Raw genomic sequence first — 21508 nt, forward strand, 5'->3', positions numbered from 1 at the left:
CAGAACAACCCCAACCCCGAGTTGAATTCTTAGTCAACACAAAAAATAAATAACTACTACAAAAATTTGCACAAAACATTTTTTTACAGAATAATATTTAATTAAAAATCAAGTTAACTGGAAAGATTTAAGTTAAAATAGAGAGGGCATTAAATAGCTGATTTTATCACAGACATGGCTTTAAAACCTCTTGTATAATTGTTTAATTTATGCGGATTATTTTTAATCATAATTTCAACAAATTTAAAACAAAAGTCCCAAGCATTAATCCAAAGTTCTCCATAAAGCCCAATCCAAAAATTACTATGTCTTTGGTCGCTTCTTGACTTTTCAGTTAAACGAGCAAGATATTTTGCTTGATGTGTTTGGCGAAATGTTTTACCTTTTAAAGAGGTAGATGTGTAAGCTATTGCTATTAATAAAATTAAAGAAGTTAGTCGCTGTATATTAGCTTTAGAACCCTCTAAATTATAGCCGCCTGTCTTACAATCTTTGAACATAGCTTCAATACCAGCTCTAGCTTTATAAACTTTTAAGACATCTTCAATTGTGGTTAAATTAGTTATAATAATCCAAGGTTGTTCTTCTTGTTTACCTTTATACTTTCGCTTCCAATAAGCCCCCACATTAAATTTTCCGAATCCTTTTTCTTTAGTTACAAAAACTTCTGTAAGAAACTTTTTATTTCCAGGAGTGATTATCAAATTTTTAAAAATTTGATAATCTTGTTGATTTGATTTATAATTAGTAGGTAGTTTCTGACGGAGTGCGAAGAAAACCCGTTGTTTTTTTCCTTCTTGTTTTAGCCAATAAGCCAATTTAACGCTATGAAATTCACGGTCGCCAATAATGACTAATTCGTACTGCTTTAATAACCGAAGAACGGGTCTAATTAAGGCTTGTTGTTCAGCTAAATTACTCGCTCCTCTTTTGTTCAAAAGTTGCCAATAAATAGGTAGGGCTCTCTTCTTCCAAATCACAGCAATTACAAACACATTTTTTTCTTTCCATTGAGTTCGATCAATAGTTATAATTAAACGAGAATCAATTTTAAACTCTTTATTAATGATAGATTTAATAATAGGAAACCATAACAATGAAACACTTAATGCTGGTAAAACTAAAAAGCGTTGGATATGTTTTCTTCTACTTTCATAAAGGATTGGTAATGGAAAACAAGCTGCTAACCGTTCTATCCTAACTTGTTTATGGACCATCAACAACCATAGTAAAATTTTTAATCCCTCAAGTTGTGTTGATGTTAAATATTTGGTAAAATGGTCTCTGTATTCTAATAAAATACTCATAAAAAATTCTACATTACTTAAACGATCTGATTATTTTTACCATAAAATCAGGTTGTTTTTTCTTTGAGATTATATTGAATTTTTAGTCAACTTGTTGAAGCTCTCTTCTGGCATTTCCAAAAATCTCCATTCTCAATAAACGAAAACTTTTTATTAATTGTTTGCGCGATCGCCCGCCCCAAATCCCAATCTTCACAAGCTTTTCAGGCACCCTGTCACCCCGTCAGTGGTGGGACTTTAACCCACATCCAACTATCAGTTCAGGTTACATACGGTTTTCTCCCCGTCATCGCCTGGAAGCCTCTACTTCTCTGTTCTCCAGAGCTTCGCAGCTTCAACGAATCGCACCAACTTTCACCGCACTACGCTTCTGGCTAAACTTAGGGTTTCCCCTTTTGCTGTCGTTGAAAGGAGTGAATCTCCTGACCCTGATGACATTCTCTATGTAAAGCTACAAGATTTTTCGGCTTCCAATTGTGATGGTCACCATCGATGTGATGTAGTTCTACTTTGTCTTCAGGCAAAAAAGCTAATGAACATTCTCCACACTTATGTCCCTGTCTTTTCAAAGCTCTAGCTGTATGATTGTCGTACAGATTAGATTTTCTTCGAGACCAGTAAGTTAAATCTCCGTCAAAAGGGGTTTTAGTTCCTATGACATTGGCGAATCTATTAACTGACCAAGGGATGGAAGGAAAAGCAATATCAATTTGTTGGTCTGTTTGTTTTCGATTGAATCTACCTTGGGAGCGAATATACTTCCACGCCCAATAGCGTGAGAACCAAAGATTATGTTGGCTCATGTCACAATACTTATGATAATTTCTCCAACCTCGAACTATTGAACCTACTTTTTTGATTCGCGCAGGAAGTGTAAATCTGTTGTCTTTGAGTGTGGCTTTAATTTTTTGTTTAACTTGGTGGTAATTCGTGTTTGAGGGTGTGGAAATAAATTTCCCATTTTCCTTAACTCTAAAATGCCATCCTAAAAAATCAAAACCTTCGGTCGCTGCTACAAGTTTAGTTTTGGCTTCTTTGACCTTTAATCCTCTAATAGCTAAGAATTCGTCAATTTTCATCCTTAATTCTTGCGGGTTTTCCGTCGGTTTTAGGATGAAAACACAGTCATCAGCGTATCTATAGCCTGTACCTAAATCTGCTAAACCATGTAAAGCAATGTTAGCTAAGAGCGGTGAACAGCATCCTCCTTGAGGAGTTCCTTGTTGAGATACAGGGAATTCCGTTTTGACTCCTACTTTGAGAGCTTTCCAGAGAGATTGTTTAACTTGTTTTGGTAGAGAAATTTGGGTTCTGTTGCAAAAAATTACGAAGTATACAATGTTTCTATGTATCTCGTAAGTTTTAACCAGCAACATCAAAGAGTAATTCAACAAATTCTTTTTGAGCTACACTATCCCTATGATCAACACCATCAACTTGACCTTTGTTAATCGCGTGCATAATTTCAATTCCTCTGATGGTTCGCCACGCTGTATAGAACGACTTGTAACCCAGGGAAGCATTTGTTATTTTCTTGACCGCTCGATGGTCTTGTTCAATCTTATTATTAAGATATTTCACTCGTCTCAATTCACTATTTGGATCCAGAGTCCCTTCTTTCTTCAGGTCTTCTACGGCTGGTGGATAAGCTTTATCTAAATCTGTATTAATTACTCTCGGTTGCATACTGTGACTATTTTTGAGGACTTTCTCAAAGAATCTTTTTGCGGCCTTTCCATTCCGTCTGGCACTCAACATAAAATCTAAAGTATTACCATTGCTATCGATAGCACGATATAAATATTTACATTTCCCTTTGACCTTAATATAGGTTTCATCAACACGCCATGAATCGTTAGTTGGTTTGAGATAACGACGAGTTCGCTTATCAATTTCTGGTGCGTAGGTATGAACCCAACGACATATAGTTGAGTGGTTAACTGATAAACCCCTTTCTAACATCATCTCTGACAAATCCCTATAGCTTAAAGGATAGCGAAGATACCAACGCACATTAAGTAAGATTATTTCTTTTTGGAAATGGCGCCATTTGAAGGGTTGTTTGGGATTCATCAATTATGTTAAATAAGGCAGTCACGCTTAGATATCTTAACATATTACGAGCGCGACTGATATTTTTTGCAACAGAACCAAGAATATAATTTAGCCCCCTTGGTTTCTAACTTAGGGGATGGAAAATTGTCATATCTTTTTGTCCAGTTGGAGACCGCAGATTTTGAAACTTGATATTTATCTGCAATTTCGCTAATCCCCACAAAATCTAAAGTATTGGTCATATCACTTAATCCTTAACTATTGTTAATTTTGTTAACTTAGTTCACACATATTTTTATTTGTGAACTAAGTTAACAATCTAAAACTAGATTAACAAAGTTTAAAGAAAACGTCTACAGGAAATTTCTGACAATGAAAAAAATGCTCTAGATTTTGGTTTTGTTGCAAAGAGTTATGAAGCATACAAGATTTCTATGTATCTCACGTATTTTTAAGCAGCAACATCAAAGAGTGATTCAACAAATTCTTTTTGAGCTACACTATCCCTATGATCAACACCATCAACTTGACTTTTATTAATTGGCGTGCATTATTTCAATTCCTCTTATGGTTCGCCACGCTGTATGAAACGATTTATAGCCTAGTCCAGCATTAGTTATTTTCTTTACTGACTTATAACTGACGGGGTGACAAGGTGCTTAAAAAGCTTGTGGAGATTGAGGGGGGTTTTTGGCGATCGCTTTAGATGATAAATAGAAATTAGTAACTATTGCTACCAATTGACATTGTATCTGAGCAGAAAAACTTTGCAACCAATCAGTAAATTCTAGCCAGCCCTCTTCATGAATAATTCTGATAACTGTTTCGACTACACATTCCACATCAAGTTCTAGAAACTTTGCTAGAAGCTCATCTGATTCTATATCTAAATTATTAGTTTTTCTACTATTAGTATTTAGTAGGTTTTCTAATAATTTTTTCAAACTTCTCCAATCCCCTAAAGGAGACTCTTTGAGTATTTGAGATACTCTGCCTTGACTAACTCCCAAAGCAAGTGCGATCGCGCCTTGAGTAACCTTCTCTCCCAACTTAGTTAACTGTTGTGAAATCTGCCAAATCTTCCAACGGTTTTGTTGTTGTTGTGTACCAGCGAATGGAGTCCAACTGAATCCATCGGAAACTTTATTGTTTATGCCAATATCACCAAGGAAATCAGAGTTGATATTTGAGCCAATCAAATAAATAGTAAATTGCTGATAGAGATAATGATGATGTCTAGCACGTCCAATCAATTGTAAATATTCGGATTCGGTTAGTTGTTGATAGTACGCATCAAATCCCTGAGTAGTCCCATGTAAAATCAAATATTCGTCCAGTGCAGCACCCACATTAATATTAGGTGAGCCAAAAGCTGCAATAGCTGTTTTTCCCTTTAATTCATTAGTGCCACGATTATGAGCAAACCACCAGCCGTCAAGTTTAAGATTGTCCTGCCATTTCTTCAATCCCAATACAGTTAAGTCAGGGTGCTTTGTCTGGAGTTTTTCAGTTAACGCGATCGCACGTTGCAAAGCAGTCTCACTTGCTTGGGATGAACCCAAACCTTTAACGTTAATAACCTCCACGTTAAGATTACTCATAGAGGGTGGTTCTTGTTCAATTTGAAGAATGGAGTCAGGAGGAATATTTAAGAGATCGCCAATCCATTCCTTTTGCGCGGTACTATCAAGGAAGACAACAAAACGACTGTTTTTGATGATTTGCTCTTGCTGCTCTTTTCTGATGGTAATGGATAAAGTAGCAACGGGTTTTGAGCTAATCCGTAAGACTCCCCGATAACCTTGAGCATTAGAATTATTCTCTGTAAGGACTTCCAGCAATGGGATTAAGAAGTTGCTAGGTAATTCAGCCAAGTTTTGACAATTTTGTGTCCAAGCTTCTTTACGGAAATAGTATCTGGCATAAGCCATCTTTTTCTTTAATTGCTCTCTTTCATAATTAGTTAAAGAGGATTGCGGGTCTAGACCATCAAAAGTACAACTATCCGGGTCAACAAAAATTTTAGATAGATTAGATTCTTCTTTAATAATCGGCAACCAATCACGAACCTCTTGAACCCATTGATTTGTGTTAGGAATTATTTTGCTAAGTTCATCCATTAAATGCTCATGGTCATATCCATGGTAGGGAAGTTTAGGATTAGTTAATAAGTTGCGCAGATAGACTCTCACTGGGGCAAACAACTTAAAAAACTCAGGAAATTGAGTTTCTAACTCGCCCCACTGTTTGTCCCAGTCGGCTAATCTACAATCAATCTGTTTTGTACTTTTAACCAATTGACCAGCTTCCTCTACTATCAGTGTTGAATATTGGTAATCATAGTCTGGCGCTAATTGTTCAATATGCGCCCTTTTCTTGGGCGTAGCAATCGCATCTTTCCTCAACTTCCGAAAACCGTAGCCATCACCCACTTGACTAGAACAAAGAGGTTTTCCATTATCCCCTTTCTGCTTGAAGAAAGGGCATCTGGCACATATTGAATTTACTTGATATGAATTGCCATTAGAAATTTGTCGTTCTTCTGCACTAAAGTCCGGGTCATAGCCCTTTTCTTTGAGTTGATAAAACAGTTCAGCATTGATACAGTTGCTGCTTACTGCTACAGCTTGATTATCTTCAGTGGGGGAAGTTACTAGAAAAGGTTTTGCTAATGCTGTTTGTCTGGAATAATTGTGATATAACCCATTATGCTTAATAGGTAAATCAGTGAAATTTTGTTCTATGGTAGCTACAGAAGGGTTGCGGTGATTCAAGTCTAAATACCAAATTTCGCCATTTCTAGTTTTCATTTCACCAGAATTAGCATCCATAACTTGATAGTTATCTGGTTCTAGTAGACCTAATTCATGAGATTTCCCTAACCCCATAAAAGATTTATCATGTACGTACTTCCAACCCGCTTTTTTAGCTGTGGCAATCACTTTTAATCTTTGTTGAGGTTTGAATCTAATCACCCCTTTAAATTGATTAGGAGCGGGCAAGACCATACCTTCTTTAAAGTGAATGATACTGGGCATAGATAGAGGTTTTGTGGCTTTGACCATTTGCTGAAAACTTGACCCAAAATATTTAGTAGGACATAAGCCAAGACTTAACTGTCTTCTCAACCAATCAAAGAAGTTATTTTTTGGTTCTAGTTCAGTTTCAATTAACTCTTGTTCGGCAAGTGTTTCTACAAATTCCTGATATTCGTCTGAATCTGGTTCAAATTCTTTTGTAATCTGTCTTTGGTGTTCAGCAATCCATTGTTTTTTGAGTTCATCTTTTGCCCATTGGGGATAAATCCATCCCCCTAATTCTTTAGCCACATTGAATAAGACTGGGGGTGGCAAGTCCTTATGTATGGCTCTTACTACTCCTGGTATATTCCAGCCACTTTGATGTGATGGAGAATGCTGTTCTAATAATGCGATCGCTCTTTCTTCTCCATACCTACTTTTAAGTACAGTAGCAACTTTCAGGTAATATTCATAAGTGTTCTGTCCTTTGATTCTTTGAGGAATAACTGAGAGAGCATCGGTAATTAAACGGTCTACAAGGTTTTCTGAGTCAAAAGAATTAAAATTAGAAGTGTTTCGGTAGACTTGTAAGAAATCTGACTCTTTTTGCTTAAGTACCGCCTCGATATGACCATAGTCTCTTTTGAGACGGATAGCTTTCTTGATTTCTCGCCATCTGTTTTCGCTAATTTCGTTAGGAAAAGGCAAATCTAATGCTGCAAAAGCTTTCTTAAAACCTGACAAAAACTCCTCATAACTATAGCGATTATGGCTATATTGAATTAATTCTTGTTCCCCTTGTTTCTCCTTACGATAAAACCCAGGGAATCGCATGGGTTGATGAGGATTAACTACAGCCGGGTCCCCCATGGTGGCAATACACAGAAGCTGCTCCAAATAAGTAGCTTTTTTAATGTCTATAGCTTCATCAAGTAACCAGTGAGGATGAAGAGATTTACCTCCTGAAGTAGTGGTAAATGCTGCTTCTAAGCCAGATACTTTTATAAACCAGTCGATTTTATCTAATTGTTATTCAGTTGTACCAAAATCAAACTCAGTACTAACATCCTGTGAGGTATGAATATATTCCTTAAGAGGGAATTCTTCGGCATTGGTGGGGATATAGAAAACTCCACCAACAACAAGTTCTGATTGCTTACGTAGATAACTAAATCCATCTTCTATTAATTCGGTAGTAGTGCGATTGGTTCTATTCCCTTTGGTCGCATGTAAGGAAAAGTTCCCGCTGCTATTTACTTCACCTACGAAGAATCGGTCATGTCCTAGTTTGAACCATACTTTCTGTGGAGTGGGGTAGATGAGAGCGATCGCCAATTTAAATGCTTCGATATTTTTCATTGTCAAATTCGTGAATTCCTTTCTATGTGGGTCAATAAGAAAAGCACCCTGGAGAAATATTTCTTTTCTCCAAGGTTTATGTGATGGTTATTTGTCCTGTCCGAACTCGTAGTTCATGTATTGGCTTATCCAAACCAAGTTTTTCTTTTTGCTAATGGCGATCGCAGACAAATAATTGCGATAAACCTGAAGATGTTTCTCTGTGGGGTTATCTCCAAAGACAGCACCCCGACTCCAATCTCTGGGTGGATGACTACCGTTAAAGGATTTTTGAAAGCTTAAGGTCGCCCATTCTGGCGAAAAGCCTCTCAGGTAAGCAATTTTTAAATGTTCCCTGTAGAAATGAAATTTGTGTATATCTTCTCGTCTAATTAATCGCTCCAATTTTTGCGTGGGAGTTAGCTTGTCTGGTCGAGGGAAGACATAACCGCAGTGAGGACAGATTTGGGCAAATTGGTTAATAATGGCTCCACAGCCATATTCATCTTCTGGACAAATTTTGGTGGGTGTTTCTCCTAGAGGTATGTCGTCCGCATTGTTGAGAGTTACTTTTTTCAAGTTCTCGATAAAGCCAAAACGTTTAATTAATCCGGCTTGGTCTAGAACTAAACAATCGGTTTTATCGGCGGATGGTCTTAATCCTCTTCCTAGTTGCTGAAAATATTTAGCTTTAGATTTCGTAGGACGACACAACATAATGCAACTTACACTGGGTACGTCAAATCCCTCAGACAGTGACTCACAACTGGAAATAACTAAAATCTCTCCGGTTGCCAGTTGGTCGTAAAGTAGAGAGCGCTCTTTATAACTCATCGAACCATCAACACTAGCTGCGGCAATTCCCTGCTCATTAAAAGCTTTTGCAATACTTTGTGCGTGGCTGACACTTACGGCAAAAGCTATAGTTTTTCTTCCATAAGCCAGTCTCATCCATTCTCTGACTGCTGCATTGATGACATGGGGAACATTACAACGTACCTCTAAATCGTTATTGGAATATTCCCCATCAGTAGTTTTTACTCCCTTGAGATTGGCTTGTTTTAATCCGTAGTAAACAGGAGATACTAAAAAACCCCTGGCAATTAATTCCCAAGGGTATGGAGCTGTTATTAATGTTTCGTAGATATCTCCCATTTCTTCCCGTTTCGATAAGCGCCAAGGTGTTGCTGTTAACCCAATGCAGATTGCTTGATTTTGAGAGTTTTCTGAAAGAGGAGGGAATAGACTGAGACTAGTTTTAAACCAATTGGTTAAATGGGCTTCATCGAAAATGTAGATATTAGGAGTAAACCAGTCAATATTCCTCCTAGAAAGTGTTTGAATAGAGGCGATTTGGATTGAAGCTGAATGGTTTTCTGGATAACCACCTGCTATTACTCCAAATTTGTCTTCTAATCCCCATAAAGCAAATTTATCTAGTGTTTGCTGAATGAGAACATCTCGATGAACAATGAAAATGACTTTTTGCCCTGATTGGACGGCATCGTAGACAAACTGCCCGGCAATTATTGTTTTTCCAGCACCAGTAGGGGCAAAGACTAGTATTCTTTGATATCCTTGCTTAATCAAAAGATTAATTTCTTGAATGACCTGTTGCTGATAATCCCTAAGTTGTGGTAATGAAGGCTGACAAGAGGAATCTAGAGCTAAGCTAAGTTGACTCAGCTTGCCCTGTGAGTATATTTCAGGTATCATGATAAATAATTCGTTTTGTTTTTGACTCTTTAATTAAGGTCAAGTCCTTATTACTTGAACCTTAATTGAGTCTTATTCTCTTATGAAAGGTTTGTTTGTTTTGGGCAATACTAATTTCAAGTAGATTGCATTTATCTACCAAATTTCTGGCATCTTATAAGCCAGTAACAGGTAGATATGTTACTGGCTTATCTGTAGGTTTAATTATTTCAATTTTCAGTCTTGATTGATACTTAGTGTAGAAGTTTTTGAAATGAAAGAATATCTTATTCAACTCTTCATTTTTTAGAAAACAGTACAGTTGCAGTGTTTTATCCCATCGCTCAAGTCCTAAATTCCATTTCCAGATATCCCCTTGCTTGGTTACTTCAAATGGAACATCTAGAGACTTAATTTCCTTGGAAACCTCTGATTTTAGATTGTTTTGAGAAAGATGTTGGACTACTTCTAAATTTGTTTTCAAAAGCAAATTCTGTTTTTTTGAACGGGCCTTTCTTCTTAGACTTTTTGTGTTACTTTTTGTCGAAACTTGGATTTTATTTCTTATTTTTGGTTTGGTTTCATGAAAGGAGAAAATATATTTGACAAGGTTAGAAATTTTAGCAATTATTTTTGACCTTGTTTGTTTGATATTGAAAGAAAGCTGAGCCAGTAATAATCCTTCGTCAGTCAGAAACTGGTCAGTGAGTTTAGATCTTGATAAACTAATATTCATAGCAAAAAAAAAAGTGATTTTTAAGAGAGGGCTGCTCCTCTCTATTTTCTTAGTTTATCCTAACGTTCGTAATGATGTCAACACTAACATATTGATTTAACTATTTTAGTGTAGATTTAGTTAATATTGTAAAATAAAAATATGGATCATTATCAGAAAAACAAAAAGATATGACATTGACTCTCTCAGAGCTCAGAAAACGTCAAAATTTAACTCAGCAAGAATTAGCGGATCTTATAGGAGTGAACCCCAATACCATTCGTAAGTGGGAAAGAATATCCACAAGTGATCATAGTTTTTTTCATGCTGCTAAACTACAACTAATTTTAGGTTGTGATGCTGAGCAGCTTTTAGCTGCCTTAAATGAACAAATTAAGCTCAATCAAAAAAAAATTGAAAACACTGACAGCACAAATCATAGTCTTCAAACAACTATGGCAAAACACTAATACTAACATCAGATGCTAAATTTCAGAGTATTCCCCTATTTACTGAGAAAAGAAAATGTAACCTTCTCGTATTTGCCATGAAAATACCAAAAATCATTAACTCTGGTTAAATTAAGTGGAAATATGGATAATTTAGTTTCCTAATTCTCAAACATTTAAATAGCCATATTTACCCCCGATAGTTAAAACTCTTTTATTCTACTATAGTATAAAAACTGGTGTCTTAACACTATAGTAGAGAGTCTGGCTAAAAAAATGTTGTAAATTTGTGAGGTAACAACTTTGAGAAACTAAACTACTAAGTGTGAAAGTTAGAAGGTACCAAGAGACAGAAATCCCCAAGTTTGGCGAAAAGCTTCGAGAGTCACGTTTAAAAGACGGACGTTCAGTACAAGTTTTAGCTACTTTAGCGGGAATTAGCGTAGGGTATTGGTATCAGCTAGAAAAAGAAGACCGAGAATGGATTTCTGAAGAAGTTTTAAGATCTATCGAATCTGTTCTCAAAATTGATTTGGGCGCAAAATTTGATTAAATTTTGGTGATTAAGATGTCTCTGAGTCCGTATTTTAGGGAAAATATTGATAAAAATTAAAATTTACCGAAAATGCTCTCTTTTTGACTTACTTAACTAATTGAGGAAATTCCTTATGAGCGATAGGTCTTTAGATAGCCGAAAAAATGGGGGAGGTGGAAAAACAGCTAGATAATTTACAACCAAGTGGCGCAGATGGCACTTAAAGTTATCTCCCCCGTACAAAATCACTCTCCAATTAGGGGTGTTGAGAAAGATGGAGAGTAGATGCGATCGCAGCAATAGTGTAGCTCAAAGAAAATTTGTCGAAATCACTCGTTGAGGTTGCCGCTTAAATAACCAATTAGTTATATAATAATCTTGTATAGTTTATAATTCTTTGCAACAAAACCCTAATTTCTCTAATTTCTCTATTTTCATATAAATAAAACAATAGCTAGAATAAAAATACATCTTTCAAATCATCAATAATTCAAGCACATCAGATGTCCAAAGAATTCAACATCAAAGTTACTGATATAGCAGAATACATTAGATACCAAAGTTGCGATCGCCGTTTCAAATTAAAATATGACAATTACAAACAGGTACATAATGATATTCCTTCCTTTTCTGAGTTAATTTTTAACACTTCCTTAGATCCTGTTTTAGAAGCAGAAGGAAGAAAAAGAGAAGAAGATTGGGCTAAATCCCTTGATAAAGAAGGATTCAAGAGATTAACTGTATTATTTAATACTTTAGAACCAGAATCTACTGTGATTTGGGATGATTTTAGAGAAAAGTTGGCAAATTTAGCGATGGGAGAAAAGGCTTATGGACGAGAAATTGCGATTGCTGGAAAATTAGGTGAATTCAACATCAGTGGAAAGATTGACTTTATCTTGGTTTATTGGCAAAATAACCAACCTTTTTTTCGATTAGTTGAGTGTAAGGCATCACGAAAAGATAGAACTTATCATCGAGTACAAGTTGCTGTATATCAGATGCTGATTCGAGAGTTGATGAAAAGTAATCCCCTTACTATTTGTGGGGTTAAAGTTAATCTTCAAAAGATAGAATGTGTTGTTGTTCGTATTGATGAAAATACCAATCAAATTCAGGATATTATCAAATCCCCAGCACTAAATTTGGATAGCATTGAAGCTGATATAGAAAGGTTAATCGCTTTTGATGGCTCATTAAGGCAAATCATAGAAAAAGATATAGATGATTTAGATTATCAATTAGATCAAAAATGTAGTGACTGTATATTAAGTGTTCATTGTTTAGCAGAAAGTGCCAGAAAAAAAAGTTTACAGTTATTGGGGATAGATTCATCAATCGCTAAGGCTCTAAATCAAGCTGGAGTAAAAAATATAGACGATTTAGCCGATATTGAGCTAACGGGGAATCAAGCTATTAAACTTCAACAAGATATAAGTTTTACGGAGAATTTAGAACTACTACAATTAAAAGCAAAAACTCGTAGGCGTACTCTTCCTGATGGAGATTTAGATCCTGATGCCTATGAAGTCACTTCACTGCCTAAATATTCAGGTAACAGTCAACTACCAGAGCATAACATCAATGGAGAACGTCTTATTCGTATTTATCTTTCTGTTGAATATGATTATGTTGAAAATAGAATTGGTGGATTATCCGCTCATGTTACTAAAAGTCAAGGAAAATTAGATCCAAAATTTGAGCAAAATGGAGATGGTAAATGGCAACCAGATCCTAATATTAAAGAATATTTAGAAGAACTTGATGACAATAATAAGCGTATTTATCAGCAAAAAGAACTTGAAGGGGAAAATGTAATTAAGTTCAAGACATCACCGTGGACAGGAGATTATAAAGTTGATAATGGCTCTGAAAAAGAGATAATTCAAGCATTTCTCTCAGAATTAGTTGATGCGATCGCCACTGTAGCGGAAACAGAAAAAGCACCTATTCATTTCTATGTTTGGTCTCGACAAGAAATGAGTCAACTAATAGAAGGATGTTCTCGTGTAAGTTCCCAGTTACTTAGTCATTTGCGAGAATTATTGGGATGTAGAGAAAGTTTAGAACAATTGATCTATTCTTGTCTATCTGATGAAGTTGAAAAAGGATATGCTCTAGGATGGACAGGTAGAGATCTCGCCGTTGTTACTTCTTTAAAATGGTATGGCAGACGTTATCATTGGGAACGGAAAATTAATGGCAAAGTAGTAAAATTAGATCAACTATTTTACCTTGATATTTTTGACTTTAAAACCAATTTGGAAATAGATAGTCAGAACCAATGGGCAACAGAATCATCTGAAAATACCAGAAAACATCAGTTTGAGATTAGGTTAAGATATTTTAATTCTTTGAGTGCTGCTTATTGGCGTGGTTACTGGCGAACACTGCCTAAATCCGAAGTTCCGAAAACTACAAAAGCAATTGAGTCTTATAATCAAGCCCAAACACCTAACTATTTGAAAGAATATTTCAAAGCTCGTACTCATGCCATTAGATGGATTGAGGAGGGTATTAGATTTAAGAATTCTGAAATAATGAAAGAATCTTTAACGATCAAAGATTTACCAGATTTTAGTTTAGGTGTTGATGATACTGCCCAAGCAGGTATTGATTTTTTACGTTTAGATCAGCACGTTAAAGTAACAGATTGGATCGCTGATCATCTAAAGCCACCCATTTACCGTGTATCTTCAGGCAGAACTATTCCCGTAAAAAATGTTGAACATCACGGTAATAATAAGTTGACTGCTGAAATTAACCTTGATGACTACAACATAACAACAGAAGTTCTACGAGCTAATTGCAGTATTGATGTTGGTTCCTTTGTCAGACTTACTCCTAGTTTTGTAAATAACGATAGAGGCTCAACTATTAAGCAACTTCTTTTTCGCGGAAGTACTTGTGTTGTAGAAGACATTGATTGGGGGAATAATGACATACATCTTTCTGTAATTCATAGTTCATCAAATCGCTATCAGTTATTAAGTAAATCTTATAAAGAGCAAGAAATTATTTTTGATTATGCAACCATTGATGAAAGCCCTTCAGATTTTGTTGCGGGAAGAGTCGATGAAAAATTATCTAGCAGTCAAGGAAATCACATTTGTCAGTGGCTTAATCCTGAACAACCTCTAATTCCTAAACAAAATCCTCTTCAGAATAATCAATTAGCACTATACGAGCAATTTCTTCAAACTATTCCTTTCCCCAATGAAAAACAGCTAGATCAAAAACAAATTGAAGCAATTGTAAATGGACTCAACACCAGAATTCAACTATTACAAGGACCCCCCGGCACTGGAAAAACAGAAACAACTGCGATCGCTACCTTTTTGAGAATTCTTGCCCATTGTTCTGCTAGAAATATAGTTCTTATCACTGCTCATACTCATACTGCTGTAGATAACTTACTATTACGTTTAGATAACCTTTTACCGATTTTGCAACAACAAGCCTCTAATTTGAACCTAAATGTGCCATCAATTCAACTAAGTCGAGTTGATTCTAGAAATAACGAGTTTTTTAAAAATACAAATATAGCAACGTTTTCTTCTAAACCTTGTGTTACTAACGTTAATCAAATGCGTTCAAGTGGAGTTTTGGTAATAGGAGGAACGACGAATGGAATTTTAAAAATGGTCAACGAGTTAAAGACAAAAACAACATTTAAAAAGGATTACCCTCAAGGTTTTCAAACAACTACTTTGATTGTCGATGAGGCAAGTATGATGGTGTTTCCTCATTTTTTAGCTTTAGCCACCCTAGTGAGAGATGATGGAGAAATCATGTTAGCAGGAGATCATCGACAACTTGCTCCGATCGTTACCCATGATTGGGATAATGAAGAACGCCCACCAGTTTTGCTTTATCAACCTTATATTAGTGCATATCAAGCTATTAATAACTTGAAGGAAAATACAGATTTTACTATAGACGATAATCAAATACTACGTTCAACTTTAAATAACACTTTTCGTTTACCTTATGAAATTCGTAAACTGATCGAACCTGTTTATCTTAAAGATAATATTCAATTGACAGGAAAAAATCAAAATGAAATTAGACTAGAATCTCAAACAGAAAGAAATTGGCAAACACTTTTAAGCGGAAATGAAGAAGGCTTATATCTTGTGGTTCATAATGAAAATCAATCCAAACAAATAAATCGACTCGAAGTTGAAATCATCAAAACAATTCTTGAGGCAGGAGGAGAACTTCCTGATAATTCTACTGCTATTCTTACACCCCATCGAACCCAAAGATCCTTGCTAAAAACAGAATTGAAAGACTACTACGGACAATCCGTTGATGTGATTGACACCGTTGAAAAAGTACAAGGGGGCGAGAGAGATAATATTATAGTTTCGGCAACCGCCAGTAATCTATCGGCAATTAGTAATAATGTTCAGTTCCTTCTCAGTCTAAATCGCTCCAATGTAGCATTTTCAAGAGTTAAAAAAAGCTTAATTGTTGTGGTTGCAAAAACTCTTTTAGATTATATTCCCACAGAACTTGAACACTATGAAGAAGCATTACTTTGGAAGGAATTACGTTCAAGATGTTCTCATTGCCTATTTGAAGATCAAATTAGAGACAATGTCATAAAAGTTTATACAATTAAATACGATTATTAAATTATTATTAGTTATAAAATGTATTATTAGTTATAAAATGGAATAGCATAAGTCTTGTTAACTTGGGGTGAAACTAGCGGTGCGATGTAGAAGTCGAGTATCAGAGAAGTAATTTAGTCCTTCTCTATTATTGAGTGGAGAAACTATTCTCAAGCGTAGAGTCTGTCCTACTGTCCTCACGTAAAGGGGTCAAGTCCCCTGGTCACATTGGTAGTAAGTAATGAACCCAATGGAATGCAGACCACGAAAGTATCCTTATCCTAGTAGCCTTGACTGGGAAGGGCATTCTTGAAGTTCAGACGGGTTAACAAATGTGAACTGTTGATGAAGCTTCGTCATTCACCAATGAGTGAAATAGGCTCTCTACACTCAAACTAAAAAGTGAATGGGTAGCTCAAAAGCTCGCTAGTCTTTTGAGCGACAGATTAAATTCCCATCGGAGTATAGACAGAACCCACCCGCTCTCGTATCTCAGATACTTGGAACTACAGTAAGCCTTATGAGTTGTCTGTTTAATAGCAGAGCTCACAGGGTGACGAAGAAGCTAGAAGCTTTAATTGTTAAGGGTTTGACTTTATAGATTGCTATTTTTTACAATGCAAGTACATAATACAAGTGATTCTAAATCAATAAAAAGTATATAAGTATTAATAGTGATTATCAAAATCTGACCGAAATTTTGTCAAAATTAATGATGACTTAACCAAAAAAATGTCAGAAAGAAAAAAATGAATATTATCAAAAAATGGCCGGAGCATTTTGAAAAGCACTTTAGTTTGACGCAAATTCAAACCCTATTAATACTAATCAAAATAATTAACGAACATCGAACATGTCAAATAGGTAAGTTAGCCACTTATTTATCGAAAGCCAATTTTATTAGAAAGCCGTCGAAAACATATTCAAAGGTTTTTAGCATTAAGTAGTATAAGCATCAGTTTGATTTGGTTACCGATTATCCAAAAAATTATTGAAATGAAGTTTAAACCAATGTCACTGCTGATAATAGCATGGGATAGGACCCAGTGGATAGAAAATAATATTTTGATGGTTAGCTTAATATATAGAAATCATGGAATACCTTTGTATTGGAATATTTTAGAAAAACAAGGTAATAGTAATTTAAATGAACAAAAAGCAGTACTAGTACCAGTATTAAATGCTCTAAAAAAATACAAAGTAGTAGTAATTGGAGATAGAGAGTTCCATTCAATCGAGTTGGCAACATGGTTAAAAAAAGAAAAAAGTAAAAGAAAAGAAAAAGTAGATTTTGCTTTAAGACAAAAATCAGGAACGTTTTATCACAAAGGAGGAAAAAGATATGACAAATTAAGCGAAATAGAGATCAAAACAGGTATAAAGCAAATAAAAATGGGAATAAAGACAACAAAAAAAACAGGATTTAGTCGCAACAACTTAGTAATGTATCAAAAGAAAAAAAGAAAAAAAGAGAGAGTAGAAGAACCTTGGTATATTTTAACATCATTATCAGACATGAAATTAGTAGTACACATATATGAAAAAAGAATGGGAATTGAAACAATGTTTAAAGATTATAAGTCGGGAGGTTATAATCTAGAGGGAAGTAAAGCAAATAAAAAAAGATTAAATAGTATACTATTATTGGTAGCAATAGCTTATACTAGCAGAAGTTTAAGTGGAGAAAAACTAAAAAGAAAAGGGCTAGAGAAATATTTAGGAAGAAAGAAAAAGCCAAACAGTAAAATAAAAAGAAATAGCGATTTTTGGTTAGGTCTTTATGGAACAGCGTGGATAGATATAGAAAATAAATATGAAGATATGGTGTTAAAAATTATGGAGCTAAATCTGAATAAATTTAAATTTTATCAGAGAGGAATAAAAGCAAAAGAAAGAATCAAAAAAATTTATCAAGAGTCAATATAAATAGGAAATAATTAGAGAAAAAGGGGGGGGGAATATTAATAAATAAAACAAAAGAATAAAATGAGAATAAGTGAATCTAAAAAGGTAAAAGAGTTTGTTGAACCCCAAATATAACTAATTAACTAATAAAGTACTAACCTATATTTATGCTTCAAATATTACTCTTTTATACTTGATTTCTTATAGAAATACTAACGGTTTGATCCTTTACCCAGTAAAGCTTTTAAATAGTTCGTCACCCCGTGAGATAGCAGAGTAAGCCAACCGTAAGGAAAGCAAAATCACGAGCGAGGATAAAGGATGCCAGAAAAAGCGAATGCCTCTGGTAATGCGGAGGATAGAAGAAAATACTTCAATCCGAAAGGATGCTAACTTCTGGCAGGTTTTCAACGATAAAAACTTTTTAAGGAAACTAAACTGACAGTGAAAGATAGCTGACTGGGTGACAGGGTGGCTAAAAAGCTTGTGGAGATTGAGGTTTGTTTATCGTGATCGCGCAGTGGCTCGCTCCGTTGGCGATCGCTCTTTTTGTGAGAAATGCGGGTTAACTGTTTTGCCGATTTAGCACTTCACTGACGAAACGCTCTGGATTATCTGGAGTGAGAACGATTGTACGTTGGGGAAATCTCAAGATAACTGCTCTACGCGGCTCTGTAGCATAAGCTTGATAAAAGCCAAGTTTAAGATTACGAAAGTTACCTGTAAAACTAAAAAGTCCTCCGTTACCCCATAATCGAATCGACTTCTCCATCGCTTGCGGATCAATCTCAGCATTGATTAGGTTGGCTAGTTCAATTTTTAAATTCCAACCCAATCGCTGAACCTGAAGTGTGCTGTCTGTAAGCAAGTAACCCCTAACACTGTAGAGAAGGGAAACGAACAAAATCACTAGGGGAAGTGCAATTGTTAATACTCGCCATAGGGAATCTTTTTGAAGTTGCATTACAACACCAATAAGGGGAACTGCAAGAAGAATCATGCAACCAACAATTGTCATTACAAGTAGCGACATACCCCAAGGGGCTTTGAATTCTAAACCCTCGCTCATATTTATCTCCTTGTCTAGATTTCTGCTTTCTATTTTATATTTTGGCTGCACTCTTGCTCAAGGTTATGCGGTAGGTTATTTGGTTCGTGCTGCCATAAGGAATGAATTGGGGCAGATTGTGGAGTGGGTTGTTAATCTCCATGAAGCTCCTCATCAGCCAAATTATCCCCAAGATAAGAAGAATAATTTTATCGTCCAGCCCGAAGCCAAGATTTCTGTTGAGGCACTGGACGATAATCAGGATGTCAGCAACTCACACACATCTAAGGCAGCTCCTCGAACAAATTCAACTAATCAACTAAAGAGTAAAGTAACTGAAACCCCTACTATGAATACATCTTTACCAGATGTTGATTTCCCACATCTGGGTCATCCACAAGTGGGAAATCAAACTCTAATAAATAATGAAGATCAACTAAATAAAGAAGTTAATAATATTTCTTTTGGGAAAGAAGAAATTTTTGAATTAGAATCAGATAGCATTTGTGGTAGTCAAGTTAATTTTGATAGCACAAGACAATCAACAGATTCTTTAGCTGAACCTACAGATTACCTTGACGAAGAATCTACCACCGCCATATCAAATAATCTTGAAATTACCTCAAAAACAGAAGTTGTAAAACCCACAAGTAAAGCTAGGACAGCATTTAATTCCTGGATACCAGAAGGGGCGTGGGTTATTAACGGTAAACTTGACCCTAATTTTGTGCTGTGGTTGGCAACTGATTGGCAGAAAGCCTATGGTGGGAATATCTCAAAGAAAAAGGCTGATGTTCTTCGGCATTTTAGGAAGCATCCGGCTAATATCGCTATCTCCTGGGAGCAATACAGAGACGAGCAGCACCTGAGATATATAAATGCTGCTATGAGAATGGAGAATGGCATCGAGATTAAGCCAGACGAACAAGAGCAGTTGCTGACTCATCAAAGAGCTTTAACCGAAGACTTCCCTGCTGATATGCGACCTATTGCCGATATTCCCGAATCTGGACGAGAGCAAGACAGTAAAATATTAATTAGCGATCGCCAAATAAATCTCCCCCATCAACCTAAATCAAATCCTACTGAACCTACCCAAGACAATGCAGAAATAGCTACTTCTCCTAATTCCACTGAAAATAGCCCACAGACATCAAAACCTGAAGAAATAGATACAGAACCAAATGATGCGGCTAATGTGTCTTCTAGTATCAAAAACTGGGCAAAGAGCGCTTTTTCTATGGGCAAGTGCAAGTCCACAGAGAGAGAATCTTTATCAGAGCTAGAAGAATTGAATGCCTGGTTGTCAGACCCTATTCTGAGAGAAGAAGTTATGCCACGTGTTATGAATAGCAGTAAATATACTCTGGATTTTAACGAATATGGCAATCCAATAAGGGTTGTTGAGATAGAGGGGGAGTAGATGCGATCGCATGAAGAAGAAAACTTGAATAAAACCTTAAAATTGTTCTAACTAAAAAAATAGCCATACTTATTTCGGCTAATGTATCATGAATATAAGAATTACATTGAAATTCATGCCCAGAAAAGTTATTCACGAACCAATTAGAACTTTAACAATTCAACTCCCAGAAAGCGAGTTTGAATTGCTGGAGAAATATTGCTATGAACAGCAAGAGACTAAACGTCAAGTAATTCGTACTTTCATAAAACGCTTGGCAAGAAAGGTGAGTGATGACTGAGTTGGAACTTTTAGAACATGTGGAGCAATTAACTCCTACTCAATTTAATCCCACATTCCGCATATTGCGATTTAAACATAATAAATTACGTATTTAAAACGCTGATTTTTGAAGAAAATCAAAGTAGTGTTTTGGATTGCTGGTGATTAGGCATTTTGACTTTAGTCTAATCAAAAAAGCTAAAACCTTTGATGGGCATATCGTTCGCGGAGAATATGTTAAAAGTATAAAGAGAACCTGCGGAATGTGGGTTACATTGCTTGTGTGAAAGTCCCATTACTAAGAGCTTAAAACACAAACTAGCAATAGCTAACTTAAAAAAATATCATTTTCAAAAGTATATATAATATTCCTTATAAAAGAGTTAGAAAGTATATAATCGACCTTCAAATAAAAAGTATTGATAATACTTTTTATTTGAGTTTATCCACAAAACCTAAACCTATACAAAAAAGCTGTGCTTCAAATTTTAAGGGAAAAAATTAGCAGTATAATTAGTTGAAAGACCAGTAAGACGTGAGAAATGACACAAGAGAACTCTCAACCAACAGAATTTGATAGACAACTGTTTCCGGTTGACTTAGGAGAAGATCTGGAGACCAAAAAGCTAATTTTTGAGCAATATAAACTTTATGTTGAAACAATGGAGAAAGTGGTAGCTCGTCGCCAGACACTTCATAGCATTATGTTGACAGCTAATGCTTTTTTGATGTCAGTAGCGGGTTTTTTTGTCACGAAAGTTCAATCTTCCCCTTCGTTACCATCAGGAATAGGAATCATAACAGTAGCATTGGCAGGAATCTTGTTGTCTTTAACTTGGCAATCACTAAGTAAGCATTATGGAAGCTTAAATCGAGGCAAATTTGAAGTGATTCATGGTTTAGAAAAGCATTTACCAGTAGCTTTGTTTTGGGCAGAATGGGTAGCTTTAGGTGAGGGCAAAGATCCTCAGAAATATCAATCAATGGCTAAGATAGAATCAACAATACCTATGATTTTCATCGGTTGCTATGCTGCCCTGCTCTTGTTTGCCATTTTTGAGATAATCTTCTAATGATTTTCTCAAAAATCGACCCTCCTAACATCAAGTATAGTTATAATTAGTAAAAGGCACATCTA

At 35.6% G+C, this 21508-nt stretch carries 15 protein-coding genes; 7 read left to right on the forward strand and 8 right to left on the reverse strand.

From position 1 onward, the window contains the following. Window positions 1-149 precede the first annotated feature (149 nt). From MW688_RS03810 to MW688_RS03840, 7 genes are all read right to left on the reverse strand, one after another. Complete coding sequence (locus MW688_RS03810; RefSeq protein WP_486734590.1) at window positions 150-1307, reverse strand: IS4 family transposase; 1158 nt, start codon at window positions 1305-1307, stop codon at window positions 150-152. Between the two features lie 380 nt (window positions 1308-1687). Beyond that, on the reverse strand, window positions 1688-2701 hold the full coding sequence (locus MW688_RS03815) for a group II intron reverse transcriptase (RefSeq protein WP_486734591.1): 1014 nt from the start codon (window positions 2699-2701) through the stop codon (window positions 1688-1690). Beyond that, window positions 2670-3380, reverse strand: coding sequence for an IS6 family transposase (locus MW688_RS03820; RefSeq protein WP_486734592.1), 711 nt, complete (start codon window positions 3378-3380; stop codon window positions 2670-2672). The genes MW688_RS03815 and MW688_RS03820 overlap by 32 nt, the downstream gene beginning before the upstream one ends. Window positions 3381-4021: 641 nt before the next feature. Then, window positions 4022-7279, reverse strand: coding sequence for a hypothetical protein (locus MW688_RS03825; protein ID WP_486734593.1), 3258 nt, complete (start codon window positions 7277-7279; stop codon window positions 4022-4024). 132 nt (window positions 7280-7411) lie between these two features. After that, the gene (locus tag MW688_RS03830) at window positions 7412-7741 is read right to left on the reverse strand and encodes a hypothetical protein (protein ID WP_486734594.1); all 330 of its coding nucleotides are present in this window, start codon (window positions 7739-7741) and stop codon (window positions 7412-7414) included. Window positions 7742-7828: 87 nt separating this feature from the next. Then, window positions 7829-9436, reverse strand: a complete 1608-nt coding sequence (locus tag MW688_RS03835; protein WP_486734595.1) for a DEAD/DEAH box helicase — start codon at window positions 9434-9436, stop codon at window positions 7829-7831. Between the two features lie 154 nt (window positions 9437-9590). Further along, on the reverse strand, window positions 9591-10151 hold the full coding sequence (locus MW688_RS03840; protein ID WP_486734596.1) for a hypothetical protein: 561 nt from the start codon (window positions 10149-10151) through the stop codon (window positions 9591-9593). Window positions 10152-10321: 170 nt separating this feature from the next. Here MW688_RS03840 and MW688_RS03845 point away from each other — a divergent pair, with 170 nt between their 5' ends. The 4 genes from MW688_RS03845 to MW688_RS03860 all read left to right on the forward strand — a co-directional run bounded on the left by MW688_RS03845 (window position 10322) and on the right by MW688_RS03860 (window position 17659). Further along, window positions 10322-10600: a helix-turn-helix domain-containing protein gene (locus tag MW688_RS03845; RefSeq protein WP_486734597.1), complete on the forward strand. Its 279-nt coding sequence runs from the start codon at window positions 10322-10324 to the stop codon at window positions 10598-10600. Window positions 10601-10904: 304 nt separating this feature from the next. Next, entirely contained in the window at window positions 10905-11132 is a 228-nt protein-coding gene (locus MW688_RS03850; protein ID WP_486734598.1) for a helix-turn-helix domain-containing protein, read from the forward strand. A gap of 485 nt (window positions 11133-11617) precedes the next feature. Continuing rightward, entirely contained in the window at window positions 11618-15754 is a 4137-nt protein-coding gene (locus tag MW688_RS03855) for an AAA domain-containing protein (protein ID WP_486734599.1), read from the forward strand. Between the two features lie 873 nt (window positions 15755-16627). After that, window positions 16628-17659 (forward strand): IS4 family transposase, encoded by a 1032-nt coding sequence (locus tag MW688_RS03860; protein WP_486734609.1) that lies wholly within the window; start codon window positions 16628-16630, stop codon window positions 17657-17659. A gap of 544 nt (window positions 17660-18203) precedes the next feature. Here the strand turns inward: MW688_RS03860 and MW688_RS03865 are convergent. Then, window positions 18204-18602: a PH domain-containing protein gene (locus tag MW688_RS03865; RefSeq protein ID WP_486734600.1), complete on the reverse strand. Its 399-nt coding sequence runs from the start codon at window positions 18600-18602 to the stop codon at window positions 18204-18206. Window positions 18603-18636: 34 nt separating this feature from the next. Here MW688_RS03865 and MW688_RS03870 point away from each other — a divergent pair, with 34 nt between their 5' ends. The 3 genes from MW688_RS03870 (at window position 18637) to MW688_RS03880 (ending at window position 21443) form a co-directional block, all read left to right on the forward strand. After that, the gene (locus MW688_RS03870; RefSeq protein ID WP_486734601.1) at window positions 18637-20109 is read left to right on the forward strand and encodes a hypothetical protein; all 1473 of its coding nucleotides are present in this window, start codon (window positions 18637-18639) and stop codon (window positions 20107-20109) included. A 115-nt stretch (window positions 20110-20224) separates the two neighbouring features. Next, complete coding sequence (locus tag MW688_RS03875) at window positions 20225-20389, forward strand: hypothetical protein (protein WP_486734602.1); 165 nt, start codon at window positions 20225-20227, stop codon at window positions 20387-20389. 523 nt (window positions 20390-20912) lie between these two features. Next, the gene (locus tag MW688_RS03880; protein WP_486734603.1) at window positions 20913-21443 is read left to right on the forward strand and encodes a RipA family octameric membrane protein; all 531 of its coding nucleotides are present in this window, start codon (window positions 20913-20915) and stop codon (window positions 21441-21443) included. Window positions 21444-21508: the final 65 nt, after the last annotated feature.

It is taken from the genome of Johannesbaptistia floridana (assembly GCF_057440575.1).

What these genes read in the sequence shown, in the direction of transcription:
- MW688_RS03820 (WP_486734592.1), bottom strand. Translation starts at nt 3,380, where the DNA reads ATGAATCCCAAACAACCCTTCAAATGGCGCCATTTCCAAAAAGAAATA.
- MW688_RS03840 (WP_486734596.1), bottom strand. Translation starts at nt 10,151, where the DNA reads ATGAATATTAGTTTATCAAGATCTAAACTCACTGACCAGTTTCTGACT.
- MW688_RS03835 (WP_486734595.1), bottom strand. Translation starts at nt 9,436, where the DNA reads ATGATACCTGAAATATACTCACAGGGCAAGCTGAGTCAACTTAGCTTA.
- MW688_RS03865 (WP_486734600.1), bottom strand. Translation starts at nt 18,602, where the DNA reads ATGCAACTTCAAAAAGATTCCCTATGGCGAGTATTAACAATTGCACTT.
- MW688_RS03870 (WP_486734601.1), top strand. Translation starts at nt 18,637, where the DNA reads ATGCAACCAACAATTGTCATTACAAGTAGCGACATACCCCAAGGGGCT.
- MW688_RS03830 (WP_486734594.1), bottom strand. Translation starts at nt 7,741, where the DNA reads ATGAAAAATATCGAAGCATTTAAATTGGCGATCGCTCTCATCTACCCC.
- MW688_RS03875 (WP_486734602.1), top strand. Translation starts at nt 20,225, where the DNA reads ATGCCCAGAAAAGTTATTCACGAACCAATTAGAACTTTAACAATTCAA.
- MW688_RS03810 (WP_486734590.1), bottom strand. Translation starts at nt 1,307, where the DNA reads ATGAGTATTTTATTAGAATACAGAGACCATTTTACCAAATATTTAACA.
- MW688_RS03845 (WP_486734597.1), top strand. Translation starts at nt 10,322, where the DNA reads ATGACATTGACTCTCTCAGAGCTCAGAAAACGTCAAAATTTAACTCAG.
- MW688_RS03855 (WP_486734599.1), top strand. Translation starts at nt 11,618, where the DNA reads ATGTCCAAAGAATTCAACATCAAAGTTACTGATATAGCAGAATACATT.
- MW688_RS03880 (WP_486734603.1), top strand. Translation starts at nt 20,913, where the DNA reads ATGACACAAGAGAACTCTCAACCAACAGAATTTGATAGACAACTGTTT.